This is a genomic window from Lysobacter koreensis (assembly GCF_042677045.1).
Taxonomy (GTDB): Bacteria; Pseudomonadota; Gammaproteobacteria; order Xanthomonadales; family Xanthomonadaceae; genus Lysobacter_K; species Lysobacter_K koreensis.
Map to the genome: position 1 here is coordinate 904,227 of NZ_JBHTIH010000003.1, position 18,391 is coordinate 922,617.

13 protein-coding genes and 3 pseudogenes are annotated in these 18,391 nt (G+C 68.7%); 10 read left to right on the forward strand and 6 right to left on the reverse strand.

The features are described from left to right. The first annotated feature begins 6 nt into the window (after positions 1-6). Positions 7-969: a protein translocase subunit SecF gene (secF, locus tag ACFQZQ_RS09495; protein ID WP_386812505.1), complete on the forward strand. Its 963-nt coding sequence runs from the start codon at positions 7-9 to the stop codon at positions 967-969. A gap of 144 nt (positions 970-1,113) precedes the next feature. Here the strand turns inward: secF and ACFQZQ_RS09500 are convergent, their stop codons facing one another. Beyond that, a complete protein-coding gene (locus ACFQZQ_RS09500) occupies positions 1,114-1,932 on the reverse strand; it encodes an inositol monophosphatase family protein (RefSeq protein WP_386812506.1) in 819 nt (272 codons plus the stop codon). 126 nt (positions 1,933-2,058) lie between these two features. Here ACFQZQ_RS09500 and ACFQZQ_RS09505 point away from each other — a divergent pair, with 126 nt between their 5' ends. The 4 genes and pseudogenes from ACFQZQ_RS09505 to ACFQZQ_RS14870 form a co-directional block, all read left to right on the forward strand. Next, positions 2,059-2,853 (forward strand): RNA methyltransferase, encoded by a 795-nt coding sequence (locus ACFQZQ_RS09505; RefSeq protein ID WP_386812507.1) that lies wholly within the window; start codon positions 2,059-2,061, stop codon positions 2,851-2,853. A 118-nt stretch (positions 2,854-2,971) separates the two neighbouring features. Next, positions 2,972-3,862 (forward strand): phosphate/phosphite/phosphonate ABC transporter substrate-binding protein, encoded by an 891-nt coding sequence (locus ACFQZQ_RS09510; RefSeq protein WP_386812585.1) that lies wholly within the window; start codon positions 2,972-2,974, stop codon positions 3,860-3,862. A 626-nt stretch (positions 3,863-4,488) separates the two neighbouring features. Beyond that, a pseudogene (locus ACFQZQ_RS14865) lies at positions 4,489-5,178 on the forward strand (diguanylate cyclase domain-containing protein); the annotation flags it as partial. A 69-nt stretch (positions 5,179-5,247) separates the two neighbouring features. After that, positions 5,248-5,988: pseudogene (locus ACFQZQ_RS14870) on the forward strand (putative bifunctional diguanylate cyclase/phosphodiesterase); the annotation flags it as partial. A gap of 177 nt (positions 5,989-6,165) precedes the next feature. Here the strand turns inward: ACFQZQ_RS14870 and ACFQZQ_RS09520 are convergent. After that, complete coding sequence (locus ACFQZQ_RS09520; protein ID WP_386812509.1) at positions 6,166-6,795, reverse strand: exopolysaccharide biosynthesis protein; 630 nt, start codon at positions 6,793-6,795, stop codon at positions 6,166-6,168. Then, a complete protein-coding gene (locus ACFQZQ_RS09525) occupies positions 6,788-8,125 on the reverse strand; it encodes a hemolysin family protein (protein ID WP_386812510.1) in 1,338 nt (445 codons plus the stop codon). Before ACFQZQ_RS09525 ends, ACFQZQ_RS09520 begins: the two co-directional genes overlap by 8 nt. A gap of 257 nt (positions 8,126-8,382) precedes the next feature. Here ACFQZQ_RS09525 and ACFQZQ_RS09530 point away from each other — a divergent pair, with 257 nt between their 5' ends. Continuing rightward, positions 8,383-9,009, forward strand: a complete 627-nt coding sequence (locus ACFQZQ_RS09530) for a DUF47 domain-containing protein (RefSeq protein WP_386812511.1) — start codon at positions 8,383-8,385, stop codon at positions 9,007-9,009. Positions 9,010-9,036: 27 nt separating this feature from the next. Beyond that, positions 9,037-10,164 carry an inorganic phosphate transporter gene (locus ACFQZQ_RS09535; protein WP_386812512.1) on the forward strand — a complete coding sequence of 376 codons (1,128 nt, stop codon included), beginning with the start codon at positions 9,037-9,039 and terminating at the stop codon, positions 10,162-10,164. A 90-nt stretch (positions 10,165-10,254) separates the two neighbouring features. On the opposite strand, the gene ACFQZQ_RS09540 is transcribed toward ACFQZQ_RS09535, so the two are convergent. After that, positions 10,255-10,665: a hypothetical protein gene (locus ACFQZQ_RS09540; protein ID WP_386812513.1), complete on the reverse strand. Its 411-nt coding sequence runs from the start codon at positions 10,663-10,665 to the stop codon at positions 10,255-10,257. A 39-nt stretch (positions 10,666-10,704) separates the two neighbouring features. Here ACFQZQ_RS09540 and ACFQZQ_RS09545 point away from each other — a divergent pair. Then, positions 10,705-11,028: pseudogene (locus ACFQZQ_RS09545) on the forward strand (MGMT family protein); the annotation flags it as partial. A 168-nt stretch (positions 11,029-11,196) separates the two neighbouring features. Beyond that, positions 11,197-11,853: a rhomboid family intramembrane serine protease gene (locus tag ACFQZQ_RS09550; protein WP_386812514.1), complete on the forward strand. Its 657-nt coding sequence runs from the start codon at positions 11,197-11,199 to the stop codon at positions 11,851-11,853. Between the two features lie 102 nt (positions 11,854-11,955). Here the strand turns inward: ACFQZQ_RS09550 and ACFQZQ_RS09555 are convergent, their stop codons facing one another. Next, positions 11,956-13,971, reverse strand: coding sequence for a M13 family metallopeptidase (locus ACFQZQ_RS09555; RefSeq protein WP_386812515.1), 2,016 nt, complete (start codon positions 13,969-13,971; stop codon positions 11,956-11,958). A gap of 387 nt (positions 13,972-14,358) precedes the next feature. Then, positions 14,359-16,440: a M13 family metallopeptidase gene (locus ACFQZQ_RS09560; protein ID WP_386812586.1), complete on the reverse strand. Its 2,082-nt coding sequence runs from the start codon at positions 16,438-16,440 to the stop codon at positions 14,359-14,361. Between the two features lie 267 nt (positions 16,441-16,707). Here ACFQZQ_RS09560 and ACFQZQ_RS09565 point away from each other — a divergent pair, with 267 nt between their 5' ends. Beyond that, entirely contained in the window at positions 16,708-18,090 is a 1,383-nt protein-coding gene (locus tag ACFQZQ_RS09565; protein ID WP_386812516.1) for an MBL fold metallo-hydrolase RNA specificity domain-containing protein, read from the forward strand. The last annotated feature ends 301 nt before the right edge of the window (positions 18,091-18,391 follow it).

Sequence of the window (18,391 nt, forward strand, 5' to 3'; positions counted from 1 at the left end):
CCACACATGAAACCTTTCAACCTCATCCCGTACGACAGCAACTACAACTTCATGCGCCTGCGCTGGGTGTCGCTGGCGCTGACCGCGCTGCTGACGCTTGCCGCGGTCGGCCTGATCGCCGCCAAGGGCTTCAACTTCGCGCTCGACTTCACCGGTGGCACCGGCATCGAGTTGCGCTTCGCCAAACCGGTCGAGGTCGAGGACGTGCGCCGGCGGCTGGAGAAGGCCGGCTTCGAGAACCCGCAGGTGCAGACCTTCGGATCGGGCAACGACCTGCTGATCCGCCTGCAGTCGAAGCCGCCGGCCGGTGCCGGCGACGATGCGACCACCAGCATCGCCTCGCAGGTCCAGCGCGCGGCATCGAGCGCCGACAACCCCGGCCAGGTGATGAGCAGCGAGGTGGTCGGCGCGCAGGTCGGCAAGGACCTGGCGATCAACGGCATCTGGGCGCTGATCTTCGTGGTCGTCGGCTTCCTGATCTACATCTCGTTCCGCTTCGAGAAGAAGTTCGCGATCGCCGCGATCATCACCACGCTCAGCGACATCACCATCGTCGCCGGCTGGTTCGCGCTGACCCAACACGAGTTCGACCTGACCGTGCTGGCCGGCATCCTGTCGGTGCTGGGCTACTCGATCAACGACAAGATCGTGGTGTTCGACCGCGTGCGCGAGAACTTCCGCTCGATGCGCGCCGATCCGGAGACGATCCTCAACAAGTCGATCAACCAGACGCTGTCGCGCACGATCATCGTGTCGTTCGTGGCGTTCCTGACCGTGCTGGCGCTGTACCTGTACGGCGGCGGTTCGCTGCAGGGCATGGCCGAGGCGCAGATGATCGGCATCGTGCTGGGCACCTTGTCGTCGATCTTCGCCGCGTGCCCGCTGCTGACGCTGGGCTTCCTCAAGGTCACCAAGCAGGACCTGATGCCCAAGGCCAAGGACGAAGAGGCGATGGCGCGCCGCCCGTAAGCGCCTGCGACCGGACACAAAAAAGGCCGCGATCTCGCGGCCTTTTTTGTGGTCTGTAGGTGCCGAGCCTGCTCGGCACGCTCTTTTTCGGAGCCGATCGGTGGTTGCGTGTGCCGAGCAGGCTCGGCCTACAGGCGCGCCGGCTCAATCAAACGCGGCGGCGTAACCGGTGTTGACGATCTTCTGCTGCAGCACGTCGCTGATCTTCAGGTTGCCGGCGATCAGCGGGCGACCCGCCAGGCCGCGGTTGTCCATCGGCCCGGTGGTGCGGCCGCGGAAGTCGCTGACCTTGCCGCCGGCCTCGCGCACCATCAGCACGCCGGCGGCGATGTCCCACGGCTTCACGCCGGCCTCGAAATAGGCGTCGGCGCGGCCGCAGGCGACATAGGCCAAGTCGAGCGCGGCCGAACCGGTGCGGCGGATGTCCTCGGCCTCGGTCAGCAGCGTGTCGATGCACTTGAGCTGGGCGCTGGCGCGGGCGCGCTCGCGCGGCGGGAAGCCGGTGACCAGCATCGCGCCGTTGAGATCCTTGCGGTCGGCCACGCGCACGCGCTTGTCGTTGAGCACGGTGCCGCTGCCGCGGCTGCTGGTGAACAGCTCGTTGCGCAGCGGGTCGAAGATCACGCCGTGGACGGGCTCGCCGTTCTCGACCAGCGCGATCGACACGCAGAAATGGGGGATGCCACGCAGGTAGTTGCTGGTGCCGTCGAGCGGGTCGATCACCCAGGTGAAGCGGTTCTGGCCGGTCGAGCCGGTTTCCTCGGCCAGGATCGCGTAATCGGGGGTGGAGCGGCGGAACTCCTTGATGATCTCTTTCTCGGCCAGGCTGTCGACTTCGCTGGCGAAGTCCATCCGGTCCTTCTCGACCACGTTCAGCGCGTCCAGCTTGTACATGTGCCGCAGCAGCACGTTGCCGGCGGCGCGGGCGGCCTTGACCATGAGGGTGACGGCGGGTTTCTGCATGGCGAACGGCCTCGGACGGTTGAGGTGGGGATGAGCGGCTGGTTTGAACGCGGGCTGCTGGGCAGCCGGCGCCGTGAAAGAGCAGGCCGGCGCTGGGGCCGGGCCGCGGAGTTTACCATTGCGTCCATGAGTAACGACTCGGCCCCGGCCACCCCCTCGCTATCCCCCGCATCCCGCCTGCGCATCGTCTTGGTCGGCACCCAGCACCCGGGCAACATCGGCTCGGCGGCGCGCGCGATGAAGACTATGGGCCTGTCGCGGCTGGTGCTGGTCGCGCCCGAGCGGGCACCAAACGTCGACTCGTTCGCGCTCGCCGCCGGCGCCGACGACGTGCTCAGCGGCGCCACCACCTGCGCGACCTTGGCCGAGGCAATCGCCGACTGCCGCTGGGTGCTGGGCTGCACCGCGCGCAGCCGTCGGGTCGCGCTCGACGAGCTGCTGCCGCGGGATGCCGCCGCGCGCGTAGTGGCCGAGGCGGCCGCTGGCGCCGAGGTCGCGCTGGTGTTCGGCCGCGAGCGCACCGGCCTGAGCAACGACGAGCTGCAGCTGTGCCACGCCGCCGTGCACATCCCGGCCAATCCCGATTACAGCTCGCTGAACCTCGCCGCCGCGGTCCAGGTGCTCAGCTACGAGCTGCGCCTGGCGATGCTGGGCGACGCGGCCGCCGCGCCCGTGTCGGCGGACGGGGAGCGCGAGGAACCGCCGGCCTCGCATGCGCAGATGGAAGGCTTCTTCAGCCAGCTCGGCGAAACCCTGGACGCGATCGATTTCCACAAGGGCCGTGCCCCGGACTCGGCGATGCGCAAGCTGCGGCGGCTGTTCCTGCGCGCGCAGCCCGACGAGCGAGAGGTGCGCCTGTTGCGCGGCATCCTGGCCGACGCCCAGCGCATGGCGATGCTCGCCAGCCAACGCCGCTCATAGCCGCCAGGCGCCCCGGCCGGCGGTGCTATCGGCCCCGGCGGCTTTCGATTAGGCTGCGGCACTACACCGGACCGGGCCTTCCCGCTTGATCGCCAGCGCGCGCCGCATCGCCATCTTCATGATCGCGCTCGCCTTGGCGCTGCCGATGCGAGCGGCCTTCGCCGACGACCCCGGGGTGCTGGTGCTGGGGCGGATCAGCGACGATCCCAAGGCGCACTACGAACAGCTCAAGCCCCTGCTCGACTACGTGGTGCCGCGTATGGCCGATGTCGGCATCCGCGAAGGCCGGATCCTGATGGCCAAGGACCCGCAGCAGATGGCCAGCTACCTGCGCCGCGGTCGGGTCGACTGGGTCAGCGAGACCGCCGGCACCGCGGTGCTGCTGCAGCAGCGCGCGCAGGCCAGGCCGATCCTGCTGACCGAGCGCGATGGCACCAGCCAGTACCACAGCGTGTTCTTCGCGCGGCGCGACAGCGGCCTGCGCTCCCTCGACGACCTGCGCGGCCACAGCGTCGCGTTCCAGCGGCCGTCATCGACCAGTGCCTACCTGGTGCCGGCCGCGGAACTGCTCGACCGCGGCCTGTCGCTGGAAATCCTGCTCTCGCCCACCGACCGGCTGGACTCGGGCGTCGTCGGTTATCTGTTTGCGCGCTCGGAACTCAACATCGCCACCTGGGTGCACAAGCGCCTGGTCGATGCCGGGGTGATGAGCAACTTGGACTGGGACAACCCCCGGCGCATGCCTGTCGCGTTCCGCCGCGACCTGGTGGTCATCGGTATGACCCCCAACTACCCACGCGCGGTGGAACTGGTGCGCGGTGACCTCAACCCCAAGGTCAAGGCGCGACTGCGCGAGGTGCTGAGCGAAGCGGCCGCCGATCCCGACGCCAGCGAGGCCTTGCTGCGCTTCTTCAAGACCACCCGATTCCTGGAGATCGATCCCACCTCGCAGCACGCCCTCGACCACATCGCCGTCGGCGTCGGCCGGGTGAGGGCGGACGTCGAATGAACCTGCGCTACGGGCTGCAGGCCAAGTTCCTGGCAATGATGGGCTTGGCGCTGCTGGTGGTGCTGGCGCTGATGACCCTGCTGTGGGTCCGCCAGGCGCGGATGCAGCGCGCGGTCGAGGAGGTCAGCCGCGACGCGATGACCGACATGGTCGACTCGGCCCTGCACCGCCGCGGCGAGGGCGTGGTGGCGCAACTGGCCGAGTCGCTCAGCAACCCGCTGTACTACTTCGACCTGGACGCGATCGGCGAGCTCGGCCGGGCGACGCTGCGCCAGCCCGGCATCGGCTACCTGATCGTCTACGACGTCGAAGGCAACGTGCTGCACGACGGCACCGAGGAGATCCCCAGCTACGGCAAGCGCATGGACGACGCCATGGCCTACGAAGTGATCGCCGCGCGCGCGCTGCACACCCAGTCCGACCAGCGGGTGATGGACATCTCCGCGCCGATCATGATCGGCAACCAGCGCCTTGGCGGCGTGCGCGTCGGCTTCGACCTGCTGGAAGTGCAGCGCTACCAGGACGGCGCGGTCGCCGACCTGCGCACGCGCCTGAGCGAACTGGGCCGGCGGCAGTTGCTGTGGGTGGGCTTGCTGAGCCTGGGCCTGGTCGGCCTGGGCGGGCTGATGCTGGTGCTGATCCAGCGCTCGCTGGTGCGCCCGATCCGGCAACTGGCCGACTCGGCGCGCGCGATCGAGGAAGGCCAGTTCGACACCAGCATGCCGGTCAGCCACCGCCATGACGAGGTCGGCGACCTGATGCGCGCGTTCGGGCGCATGGGCCAGTCGGTGGCCCGCCACGACCGCGAGATCCGGCGCATGGCCTACACCGATGCGTTGACCGGCTTGTCCAACCGCCTGGCATTCCGCGAGACCCTCGACCAGCGCCTGCTGGAGCTACGCGGCGCCGGTCGCCAGCTGGCGCTGCTATTCGCCGACATCGACGATTTCAAGCGCGTCAACGACACCCTGGGCCACGACGCCGGCGACGAGGTGCTGCTGCAGTTCTCCAACCGCATCAGCGACACCGTGCAGCGGCTGGGCGGCGGCGATGCCAAGCTCGCGCGCTTCGGCGGCGACGAGTTCGTGATCCTGGTGCAGGCCGGGCAGGGCCAGGGCGGCGACGTGCGCCAGACCGCCAGCCGGCTGGCTGAAGCGCTGGTGGAGGAACTCGGGCAGCCGATCCTGGTGCACGACCGGCAGGTATTCCTGGGCACGTCGATCGGGGTGACGATGTTCCCCGAGGACGCGTCGGGCGCGCTGTCGCTGATGAAGAACGGCGATATCGCGATGTACCAGGCCAAGGTCGCCGGGAAGAACTGCTACCGGTTCTACAGCCGGGTAATGGATCAGGCGGCCGAGCGCCGCATGCACCTGGAGCAGGAGCTTCGCGGCGCCTGGGAGCGCGGCGAGCTGAGCCTGGCCTACCAGCCGGTCTACAGGCTGTCCGACGGGGTAATGGTCGGTGCCGAAGCGCTGCTGCGCTGGCTGCACCCCGAGCACGGGCAGGTCGCACCATCGGTGTTCATCGACGTGGCCGAGCAGAGTGGGCTGATCGAGACGCTCGGGCCGCAGGTGTTGCGCGCGGCCTGCGGCGACGCCGCGCGCTGGCCCACCCGCGCTGGCGGCCCGCCGCTGTTCGTGTCGGTCAACGTGTCGCCGCGGCAACTGCGCAGTGGCGACCTGCCGCTGGTGGTGTCGGCCTGCCTACGCGACAGCGGGCTTCCGGCGGATCGCCTGCACGTCGAGCTGACCGAAACGGCGGTGATCGGCGACGAGGCGCATGCGAGCACGCTGTTGACCAAGCTGCGCACGATGGGCGTGAAGGTCTGGCTCGACGATTTCGGCACCGGCTTCTCCGGGCTCAGCCACCTGCGCCGGGTGCCGGTTGACGGCGTCAAGATCGACCGCAGCTTCGTCGCCGACGTGCTGCGCGACCCGGACGACCTGGCACTGACCACCGCGATCATCGCGATGGCGCACTCGCTGGGCATCACCGTGGTCGCCGAAGGCGTCGAGCAGGAAGGCCAGTACGCGATCCTGCGCGAACGCGGCTGCGACCTGGCGCAGGGCTACTGGCTCGGCCACCCGGTGGCGATCGACGAGTTCCTGGCGCTGCTGGGCTGACGGCCATCTGCAGCCGAGCTTGCTCGCCTTGCGCAGGCTGTTTGCGCGACGCGGTGCGGAGCCGGCTCGGCCCTACAACAACGATGCCGGCGCTTTTGTAGATCCGAGCCTGCTCGGATTGCTCTGCGGTGGTTTTCGTGGCTTACGGCATCAGCGCCGCGCCGTACCACCCCGGCGCTAGACCAGCAGGTCGACCCAGCGCGCGGCCATCGCCGCCAGGTTGCCCGACAGCACCCCGAACACCGCCACCGCGATCACCCCGGCGGTCCAGGCCACGGCCATCAGGCGACCGTCGCGCTCGAGCAGGGCCAACGCAAACAGCAGCAGCAGGCCGCCGAACACGAAGTTGGTAAACGGGATCGGCAGCGACAACAGCAGCCCAAGCAGCACCAATTGCATGCCGGTGAAGGCGCTGGCCACGCGGTGGTCGAGCAGCGCCGGCGAGTGCGGCGTGACCACGCGTTCCAGCCGCGCCAGCCATGGCGAAATCATGTCGCGGAAGCGCGCGACCGCATGCCGGTGCGGGCCGCGGCGGGCGATGAACTTCGGCAGCCACGGCTTGCGCAGGCCGACCAGCAATTGCGCGCCGATCAACACCACCAGCGGTCCACTGATCGCGCCGCCCACGCCCGGGATCGGAATGAAGGCGGGCAGGGTGGACACGAACAGCAGCATCCCGAACGAGCGCTTGCCCAGCCCGGCGAACACGTCGCCGAGCTTAAGTGTTTCCTGCGGATCGCCGGTGGCGATCGCGTCGAGCAGCGCGCGGGTGCCGGCCTCCTCGGTGTGGGGGCCGTGCTCAGTCATGCTCGTCTTCACCGTTGGCGGCCTGCTCGGGGCGCCGCTGCAGCAGCAGCTTGTCGATGCGCGGACCATCGAGGTCGACCACCTCGACCCGCCACTTGGCCCAGTCGAAGTACTCGCCGACGTGCGGGATGCGACCAAAGTGCGCAATCACCATGCCCGCGGCGGTGTGGAAGTCGTGTTCGTCCTCGTCGGGCAGACGCCCGCCGCCGATCAGTTCGCGCAGGTCCTCGACCGCCAGCGCGCCGTCGATCAGGTAGGAACCGTCGGCACGCTGCACCACCGGTGCTTCGTTGTCGTCCGACTCGGCCGATGGCGTGGTGCCGATCTGCACGCGGCCGATCACCGCGCCCATCAGGTCGTTGACCGTGACCAGGCCGGTGACGTCGCCGTACTCGTCGACCACCAGCGCCAGCGACTGCTGTTCCTCGCGGAAAATCTCCAGCAGCTTCAGCGCGTGGGTGGATTCGGACACGAACAGCGCCTCGCGCGTGTTCGCAAACAGATCCGGCGGGGTGCCCTGGCCGAGATCGCGCAGCAGCGACTTCGCCTCGAGGATGCCCATCACGTCCTGGTCACTGCCGCGATAGACCGGGAACCGCGAAAATGGCGACTCGCGCATCGTGGCCAGGTTCTCCTCGAGCGGCGCGCCCGCGTCAAGCCAGGCGATGCGCATGCGCGGCGTCATCAGGCTCTCGGTGGTGCGGTCGCCGAGGCTGAGCACGCGGTTCATCATCTTGCGTTCGTCGGCGTCGATCACGCCCTGCTCGTGGCTCTCGGTCACCAGCAGGCGGATCTCTTCCTCGCTGATCTCGCTGCGGGCGTCGTCCTTGATGCCGAGCAGGCGCAGCACCAGGCGGTTGATCGCGCCGAGGGTGAACACGATCGGCTTGGCGGCCCGTGCCAGGCCGTCGAGGGGGATCGCGATCGCGGCGGCGATCACCTCCGGATTGGTCAGCGCCAGGCGCTTCGGGATCAGCTCGCCGAAGATGACCTGCGCGGCGGTGATCAGGCCGACCGCGGTGCCGATGCCGATGCCCCGCGCGTACTCGCGCGCTTCCGGCCAGATGCCCTCGATCCAGCCGGCGATCAGCAGGCCGATCGCGTCGCCGCCGAACACACCGGTCAGCACGCCGATCAGGGTGATGCCGACCTGCACGGTCGAGAGCAGGTTGTCGGGGTGTTCGGCCAGGGCGAGCGCCTTGCGCGCGCCGCGGCTGGTCTGCGCCAGCTGCTTGAGGCGCAGCTTGCGCGAGGTCATCAACGCCATCTCCGACAGCGCGAAGAAGGCGTTGAGCACGATCAGGGCAAGGACGACTAGGAGTTCCAGCATTGCGTCCGTTCCTGCGGGCCTTGCGGGAGGGCCGGGGCGGTACGCCGGGGGGGCGGCTGGGTCAGCGGCAAGGTAGCTGACTTCTTAGTGTCGTCTTCCATGGAGTGGAGGGCCTGGCGGGGGTGAAGAAGCGCGCCCGATCTTAGCAGGCGCCCAAAGCCGGCCTTCGTGAAGGTGCGCGCGACTGTCTCGAAACCGTCATAATCGCGCCCGCTGCCGTTCCCACGACCTTCCAGCCGGTACCACGAGGCCTGCACATGTTTTCACTGCAAACGATTTTCGGCCAGGGCATGCAGTTCTACACGCTGCTCGAAGAGGCGGCCGTCGCCGCCCACGACAGCACCAAGGCGCTGCACGTGATGCTGAAGGACACCAGCCGGCAGCCGCCGCTGGACGCGTTCAAGCTGGCCCGCCAGCGTGAGCGCGCGGCCTCTGACAAGATCAGCCACGAGCTGGTCAACAGCTTCATCACCCCGATCGAGCGCGAGGACATCGAGGCGCTGGGGTCGGCGCTGTACAAGATCCCCAAGCAGGTCGAGAAATTCGCCGACCGCTACTCGCTGGCGCTGCAGCACCTGGACGGCATCGACTTCGCGCCGCGCGCGGCGATGCTCGAGCAGGCCTCCGGCGTGGTCGTGCAGATGGTGCACCTGCTGCGCGGCATGAAGCTGGAGCCGATGAAGGAGCTCAACGACAAGCTGCGTTCGCTGGAGAACGAGGCCGACCGGCTGATGCTGGAGCTGTACCGCGACATCTACTCGGGCAAGCTCGACCACCTGCAGATGTTCCTGCTCAAGGAGTTCTTCGAGATCCTCGAGAAAGCCATCGACCGCTGCCGCGAGGCCGGCGTGGTGGCGTACGAAATCGTCCTCAAGAACTCGTAACGGGCGGCATTGGATGGAGATGCATCGATGCTGACCCTGGTCCTGGTCGTCGTGCTTGCGGCGCTGATCTTCGAGTACATCAACGGCTTCCACGACACCGCAAACTCGATCGCGACCGTGGTCGCGACCAAGGTGCTGTCGCCGATGCAGGCGGTCGGCTTGGCCGCGGCCACCAACCTGGTCGGCGCGCTGCTGGGCACCGCGGTCGCCAAGACCGTGGCGTCCGGGATCATCGACACTGAAGTGGTCAACGTCAGTTCGCAGCTGATCCTGTGCGCGCTGCTCGGCGGCATCGTCTGGAACCTGATCACCTGGTGGAAGGGGCTGCCGTCGTCGTCGTCGCATGCGTTGATCGGCGGCCTGTGCGGCGCCGCGTTCGCCGCGGCGATGGACAACGTCGACGCGATCGTCTGGTCCAGCCCCGCCGAGCCCTGGTACAAGAGCGCCGGCGTGCTGTGGAAGGTGGTCGTGCCGATGTTCAGCTCGCCGCTGCTGGGTTTCACCACCGGTTTCCTGCTGATGGGCGTGCTGTTCGCGCTGGTCTCGCTGATGGCGCGCAGCGGCGGACTGCTGCGGCGCCTGGCGCGGCCGCGCTGGGTCAACAGTTTCTTCGGCAAGGCGCAGCTGGTCAGTGCCGCCGGCATGGGCCTGGCGCACGGTTCCAACGACGCGCAGAAGACCATGGGCATCGTCGCCCTGACGCTGGTCGCGGCACAGGCCGACGGCACGCTCGACAACCTGCCGGCGTGGCTGGCGTTCCTGCACCCGTCGCCGGGCGCGATCGCCAACAACGACATCGACCTGTGGATCAAGCTCACCTGCGCCGTGGTGATGGCTGCAGGCACCGCCGCCGGTGGCTGGCGGATCATCAAGACGCTGGGCCACAAGCTGGTCAAGCTGCACCCGATCCACGGCTTCGCGGCCGAGAGCAGCGCGGCGTCGGTGATCTTCCTGGCGTCGTCGCTGGGCATCCCGGTGTCGACCACGCACAACATCTCGTCGGCGATCATGGGCGTGGGCACCGCCAAGCGCTTCAACTCGATCAAGTGGACCGTGGTCGAGAAGATGATCTGGGCGTGGATCCTGACGATTCCCGCCGCCGGCGGCATCGCCTACGGCTTCTTCCAGTTGTTCAAGCTGATGGGCTGGGTGTAGCCACGGCCGTCGCGCGGCACGACGGCAAGAAAGCAGAAGGCCCGCGCAAGCGGGCCTTCGTCGTTTCGGCGGCAGCAGGGCGGCTTGCCCTCAGAGCAAATCGCCGCCGGCCGACATCATCCGTTCCATGCGATCCCCAAGCCCGCCGATCTCCAGCACCAGGCGATCGACTTCCGCCGCATCCAGGCCTTCGTACGGACGGTTCTCGCACAGCTGCAGGTAGGGCACGCCGTCGAGGTCGCCGATCGCCAGGTAGCCCACGCGGCTCTGCCAGTTGAACACCAGCGCGCGGCGCGCATCCAGGCCGGTGGTCGGCGCGACCGCGGTACTCACGCGCAGGTAGGGGCGGCCGTCGTCGTCGTCGAGTTCGGACAGGAAGATCGCCTGGTGGCGCGTGCCCTGTTCGAGCGACAGTTCGATGCAGACCACGTCTTCGTCGTGCGACGTCGTGTTGAAGCCGGCGGTTTTCAGGTGGCGGCGGATCGATTCGAAGTTGCGCATCGCAGGCTCCATCCAGGGGCAGGCGGCTATGCTACCGCGATGGATGCACACGTCGCCGCCGAACGCATATTCGCCGTGATCCGCGCCATCCCGCGTGGCCAGGTCGCCGGCTACGGCGAGGTCGCGCGCCGGGCCGGGCTGCCCGGGCGCGCGCGGCTGGTGGCGCGGCTGTTGAGCCAGAACAGCGACCGCAAGCTGCCCTGGCACCGGGTGCTGCGTTCGGACGGCAAGGTCGCGTTCCCGCAAGGTTCGCAGCCGTTCGACGAGCAGTGCCAGCGCCTGCGCAGCGAAGGCTTGACGGTGGAGTCCGGCCGGGTGCGCGGGGTGCGCGCGGCGGCGACCCTGGACGAGCAGGTGTGGGGCGCGCCACCGGCGGCGCCGGCACGTGCCAAGGCGACGGCCGCCAATCGCAAGCCGCGTGCCGGCAAGCCCGTGGCCCGTTGAGGCGGGGTTTGGCGCCGGGTTGAACCACCGGTTCGAAGCCGGCGGCTGGCGCAGCGGCTACCATGTGCGCTCCCCCAAGGAGTCGCGATGTTCGCCAACCTGCCGCCCGTGACACGGGCCTTGATGATCGCCAATGGCCTGGTGTTCGTGCTGCAACTGACGCTCGGTGACGCCGCGCTCGCCGCGTTCGAGCTGTGGCCGCTGGGCAGCGGCAACGATCCCTACGCGGGCAGCGGCTTCCTGCCGTGGCAACTGCTGACCTACGGCTTCATGCACGGCGGCTTTGCCCACCTGCTGTTCAACATGCTGGCGCTGTTGATGTTCGGCGCGCCGCTGGAGCACACCTGGGGCGACCGCCGCTTCCTGACCTACTACCTGGTGTGCGTGGTCGGCGCGGCGCTGTGCCAGCTGGCGGTCGGCGCGTGGACGATGTCGCAGGGCGGCGAGGCCTACCCGACGGTCGGCGCGTCCGGCGGCATCTTCGGGTTGCTGCTCGCCTACGGCATGTTGTTCCCGCAGCAGCGGGTGATGCTGTTGATCCCGCCGATCCCAATGAAGGCGCGCACGCTGGTGATCGTCTATGGCGTCATCGAGCTGTTGATGGGCATCACCGGCACGATGCCAGGCGTGGCCCACTTCGCGCACTTGGGCGGGATGCTGTTTGGCTGGCTGCTGATCCGTTACTGGCGCGGGCAGCCGCCGTTTGGCAAGCGTCGGCCGCCGCGACCGCGGATCGTGCGCTGACTCAGGATCCGCGAGACTGCGCAATCCGCATTGGCGCGGAGACGCAGAAAGCAGAACGGCGCGGGTCACCCCGCCGTTCTGCCATGGGCCACTACGCCCGGTTTACGGCCAGATCCTGATCTGCTGCTCGGCCTGGAGCTGCATCGGCGTGCCGGCCTTGCAGCCGTAGGCTTCGCCGAAGCTGGCCAGGTTCATCACCGGCCCGTTGGCGCGCCATTGCCCCGGCGCATGCACGTTGCGCGCGGCGTGTTGGGTGGCCGCGTCGGTGGTCAGCTGCTGCGGCCACAGGCTCGCCCAGCCCTTGTAGAACGCCTGCTTGGCTTCCTTGGTGGCCGCCGGTTGCGCGGCGTTGTAGGCCGCCCATGCCAGCTCGACGCCGGCGAGGTCGGCAATGTTCTCGTCGCGGGTCTGGCTGCCGTTGAGCCGGATCCCGCTGAGCTCCGGATACGCGAAGCCGCCGTACTGCGCGCTGACCCGGTTGCCCAAGGCTTCCCACGCGCCGATCTCGGCCGGCGTCCACCAGTCGCGGACCTCGGCCCTGGCATCGACCATGCGGCCGCGGCTGTCGAAGCCGTGGCTCAGTTCGTGGCCCACCAGCGCGCCGTAGGCGCCGTACTGCGCGGCGGTTTCGCGGCTGAGGTCGAGCACCGGCGGCTGCAGCATCGCGGCGGTGACGATCAGGCGGTTCTGGGCGAGGTCGTACGCCAGCGCCGGCTGCTGCGGCAGCACGTCCCAGCGGCGGTCGGCGTTGCCGCGGCCGATGCGCTTCATTTCCTCGCGGTGGTGCCAGGTCGACGCGATCAGGATGTTGCCGCCGTAGCTGCCACGGCCCATCGGTTGCACGGTGTAGTCGAGGTCGCGCTTCGGCGCGCCGATCTCGATCTTGAGGTTGGCCAGCTTGGCGCGGGCTTCGGCCTTGGCGGCTGCGCCCAGCCGCGGGTCGCGGTCGAGCGCGGCGCCCAGCGCGGCACGCACGTTGGTGGCGATTTCCTCGGCGCGTGCCTTGTTGGCCGCGGGCAGGTAGCGGCCGACGTACTCGCGCCCCAGCATCGGGCCGGCGGCCAGGTTGATCGCGTCCAGCACCTGCTGCTGGCGGGGCGCCGGCGCGGCCTGGCCGGCAAGCATGCGGCCGCGGAAGTCGAAGTGCGCGTCACGCCATGGCTTGGCCAGGTACGGCGCCATCGCGTCGCCGACGCGCCAGCGCAGGTAGGTCTTCCACTGCGCCGGCTTGAGCCCGCCGACCAGCGCGTCAAGCTGCGCGAACAGCGCCGGGTTGGCGATCGACACGCTGTCGTCGGTCACGCCCTGGGCCTTGAGGAACTCGGCCAGCTGCAGGCGCTTGTAGGTCTTGGCCAGGGTGGCGGTGGCGACTGGGGCGTAGTTGGCGCGCGGATCGCGCAACTGCGCGAGCGGCTTGGACGACTGCGCGATGCGGGTCTCCAGATCGATCACCTGCTGGGCCTCGGCGGCCAGCTGCGCCTGCGGGGTGCCGGTCAGCGCGAGGATCTTCTGCACGTAGTTGTTGTAGTGGCCAAGCACCGCGCGCGTTTCGGCATCGGTGCGGGTGTAGAAGGCCGGGTCGGACAGGCCCAGGCCGCCTTGGCTGAAGTAGCCGATGTGGCGGCCGAGGTCCTGGAGGTCGACGTCGGCGCCGAAATTGAACGCGACCGGGATGCCGACCTGGTGCAGCGCGGCGATCGAGGCCGGCACGTCCTTGGCCTTCTTGATCGCGTTGATGCGTGCCAGCAGCGGCGCCACCGGGTTGGCACCGTCGCGCTCGACCGAGGCCTCGTCCAGGCCGCTGGCCCAGAAGTCGCCGAGCAGCTTCTGCACGTTGCCCTGCGGTGCGGCCATCGCGGTGTTGAGCAGTTCGACCTGCTGCGCGCGCGCGCGATCGCTGAGCTGCTCCAGCGCCGACAGGGAGGGCACGCCGGGCAACAGCGTGTTGGCCTTGAGCCAGTCGGCATTGGCGCTGCCGTAGAAGTCGGTGCAGGCGGCAGCGACGGCCGGGGCCTTGGCCTTGGCAGCGCGCTTCTTCTTTTGGGCTTCGGCGGACGGCGAGGCGAGGCCGGCGATCAGGCTCAGGGCGAGGGCACAGGCAAGCGGGCGTAGGGTCATCGCGGGGTTCCAGGCGGGACTGCGGCGGGGGCCACAGTGGGGGATCGAAGGCTGGCCGGAGTCTAACAATCGCCTCGCGGCAGCCACTGAACGGTTTCGTCACGGTGCCGGGCCGCAGCGTTCAAACAGCACACGCCTGCACGAGGCGACTTTTTCAAGAGCAAAGCCCACGCAGCGCGCAAAAAAAGAAGGCCCGGGAGATCCCGGGCCTTCACGCCTAGCCGACGAGGGCGAGGTTGGACGCTTGCAAGCCATTGGCTCGCGTTCGTCCGAGCGCCTGCGCGAATAGCGCAGGCTGGACGAGGGTGCAGCCCACGAGCCATTGGCCCGCGTTCGTCCGAGCGTCCGCGCGAATAGCGCGGGCCGGACGCGTTACTTACGCACAGATCACCAGATCACCACCTGCTTGTCGCCCTCGCGCACCATCGGCTGGCCCGGCTTGCACGAGAACGCCGCGGCGAACGCCGGCAGGTTCGACGGCGCGCCGATCGCGCGGAAGTTGGCCGGCGCGTGCGGGTCGGTGGTCAGGCGCACGTTGAGCTCTTCCGGGGTGAAGTTGCGGCGCCACACGGTGGCCCAGTTGGCGAAGAAGCGCTGGTCGCGGGTCAGGCCGTCGGTCTTGGGATCGGGCTTGTCGCCCGCGGCCGCCTTCATCGCGTCGTAAGCCACCGCCAGGCCGCCGAGGTCGGCGATGTTCTCGCCCAGGGTCAGCTTGCCGTTGACGTTCTTGCCCTTGACCGCCTCGTAGCCGTCGAACTGGTTGACCAGCTTGTCGGTCAGGCCGGTGAAGCCCTTGGCGTCGGCCGGGGTCCACCAGTTCTCGAAGTTGCCGGCCGGGCCGAAGCGGCTGCCCTGGTCGTCGTAGCCGTGGATCATCTCGTGGCCGATCACCGCACCGATGCCGCCGTAGTTGATCTCGTCGGTGGCATTGGGGTCGAAGAACGGCGGTTGCAGGATCGCGGCCGGGAACACGATCTCGTTCTGCAGCGGGTTGTAGTAGGCGTTGACCATCTGCGGCGGCATGCCCCACTCGGTCTTGTCGACCGGCTTGCCGATCTTGCCCATCATCCACTTGTAGTTGAACTCGTTGGCGGCCAGCACGTTGCCGATGTAGCTGTCGCGGCTGGTGGCCAGGCCATTCCACTCACGCCACTTGTCGGGGTAGCCGATCTTGGGGGTGAAGGCGGCCCACTTCTCCATTGCCTTCTTCTTGGTCTCCGGGCTCATCCAGGCCAGGTTCTCGATACGGACCTTGAGCGCGTCGCTGAGGTTCTTGACCAGCGTGACCATGCGCGCCTTGGACTCCGGCGTGAACGCGACCTTGACGTACATCTGGCCCAGGGCCTCGCCGGCCTGGTTCTCGATGGTGTCGAGCACGCGCTTGCCACGCTCCTTGAGCTCCTTCTGGCCGCGCAGGGTCTGGTTGTAGAACGCGAAGTTCTGCTGCACGAACGCATCAGACAGGAACGGCGAAGCGCCATCGACCGTGTGGAAGCGCAGGTAGCTCTGCCACTGCGCGGCCGGCACGTCGACCAGCATCTTGCTGACTTCCTGGTGGAACGCCGGGATCGCCAGCGAGAACATCTTCGGCGTGGCCACGCCCTGCGATTCGAAGAACTTCGTCCACGGGAAGTTCGGGGTCAACTTGTCGGCCTCGGCCGGCGACACCGGGTTGTAGTACAGCGAGACGTCGCGCGACAGCTGCTCGCTCGACTTCGACACCTTGGCCAGGCGGGTCTCGAACGCGATCACGTCCTTGGCCTGCTTGGCGGCGTCCGCGGCGGCGATGCCCGACAGTTCCAGCACCTTGGCGATATGCGCCTGGTACGCGGCGAGCTTCTCCTTGTGCTCGGCCTTCTCGTAGTACTCCTTGTCCGGCAGGCCCAGGCCGCCCTGCGCGGCGTAGGCGATGTTGTTCTTGGAGTCCTTGAAGTCGGCTTCCGGGCCGAAGCCGAACAGGTCGTTCTCGCCCCTGGCGGCCGTGGTGCGCAGGTGCTCGGCGATCTTCTCCGGGGTATCGAGCGCGGCGATCGCGTCCAGGCGGCCCTTGATCGGCTCGATGCCCTGGGCGTTGATCTTGGCCGCGTCCATGCCGGTGGCGTAGAAGTCGCCGACGATCTTCTCGACGCCGGTTGCGCCGGCCTTGGCCGCCGCCTGCTCGGCCAGCTGGCGCTGCACGCCGGTGGAACGCTCGTCGAGCATCTCGAACGCGCCCCACGAGGTGCGGTCGCCGGGGATGGCGTTGGCGGCCAGCCACTTGCCGTTGACGTAGCCGCCGAAGTCGGTGCACGCGTCCTTGCTGGTGTCCAGGTTGTCCAGGGTGAAGCGGTTGACCGGCGGCAGCTTGCTTTCGTCGATCGTGAACGCCGCGGCGTCGGCCGCCGGCTTGGCGGCATCGGCGGCCGGGGCGGCGGCGTCTTGCTTGGCGCACGCGGCCACGGCGGTGGCGATCGCGAGGGACAGCATCAGGACTTGCGGGCTTTTCAGGGACATGCGGTTCAAGGTCACGGGGTAACTCCAGCCAGCGGGCGTGGGAAATGTCGGAAGACCACCCGGAAGGGCGTCGGCGGACACTAGCCCCCCGAGCGACCCCGGCGCGGGTGTCGAAGGTCATGCCACGGTGCTGCGCGGGTTGCGCAAGTCGCCGTGTTTCGTGATGAAGGTGGCGTCGCCGGGACCGCGAGGGCGCCCGTGCTACGTTTCCGCGCAATTGACGAAGGATCGACGGGGCGGCGCATGCGGGTGCATTTCCACGGAGCGGCGGGCGAGGTTACCGGGTCCCTGCACGAGGTCGAGGCCGCCGGCAAGCGCCTGCTGCTGGACTGCGGGATGATCCAGGGCAGCCCCGAAGCCGAGCACCGCAACACCGAACCGTTCCCGTTCGAACCCACCGCGCTCGACGCGCTGGTCATCAGCCACGCCCACATCGACCACATCGGCCGGGTGCCGCTGCTGGTCAAGCGCGGCTTCCGCGGCCCGATCCATGCTCAGGCCGCGACCGCCGACCTGATGGCGATCATGCTGCTCGACGCGGCCTCGATCGCCGAAAGCGAAGCCGAGCGCGGCAACCGCCACCGCCGCGCGGGCGAGCCGCGGCTGCTGCCGCTGTACACCCGCGACGACGTCAATGCCGCGATGGCGCAGGTGCGGCCGCTGCCCTACGACACCCGCAAGGCGATCCTGGCCGGGGTCGAGATCGCGTTCCGCGAGGCCGGCCACATCCTCGGTTCGAGCGCGGTCGAGCTGTGGGCCGACGGCCGCAAGCTGGTGTTCTCAGGCGACCTCGGCCCGAAAGGCACGCCGATCCTGCGCGACCCCGCGCCAATCGACGCCGCCGACCTGGTGCTGATGGAATCGACCTATGGCGACCGCAACCACCGCGAACGTGCCGACACCATCCGCGAGCTTGGCCGCATCCTCGACGAGGCCTGGCGCGACGGCGGCAACGTGCTGATCCCGGCGTTCGCGGTCGGGCGCAGCCAGGAACTGCTGTACTGGTTCGCGCTGCACGCGGACGAATGGAACCTGTCGCGCTGGAAGATCTACCTCGACAGCCCGATGGCGGCCAAGGTGATCGGCGTCTACCAGCGCCACCACGAGCTGTTCGACCCGCCAGCGCGCGCGGCGTGGGCGCACAGGCCCAGTCCGTTCACGATGTCGAACCTGCACGTCGCGCAATCGCCGCAGGAATCGATTGCGATCAACCAGGTCGAGCGCGGCGCGATCATCATCGCCGGCAGCGGCATGGCCAACGCCGGCCGCATCGTCCACCACCTCAAGCACAACCTCAGCCGGCACGAGGCGCACGTGGTGTTCGTCGGTTACCAAGGCGAGGGCACACTGGGCCGGCGGCTGGTCAACGGCGCCAAGTGGGCGCGCATCCACGGCCGCGACTACCGGGTCAACGCGCAGGTGCACACGGTCGGTGGCCTGTCGGCGCATGCCGACCAGCAGGGGCTGATCGAGTGGTACGGCCACATCGAGGGGCACCCGTCGCTGGTGCTGGTGCACGGCGAGGACCTGGCGCGCGAGGCGCTGGCCGGCGAGATCGGAGAGCGCTTCGGCACCGACGTGACGCTGGCGCGGCCGGGGATGACGCTGAACGTGGGAGGCGATTGATCGTCCAGTGACTGCGTCCACCCAAGTCGCTGGCTTGGCTCCCTCTCCCTCCGGGAGAGGGTTGGGGTGAGGGGCCGGCGGAGCCAGGCGGGTGAATTGCGGCGGAGGTCATCAGCCCGGGCCTTGCTCTATCTCGGCAACCCAGCCACTGCCGTTGCGTCGAACCCTCACCCTCGGTCCCTCTCCCGGCGGGAAAGGGAGACCAATCAAGCTGAACAGCCACGACAGCTCACCAAATTCGGCTGGCTTGTCCCACCCCTTTCGCGTACAGTTCGCCCCGTTCAGCGCACGGCTGCCACCC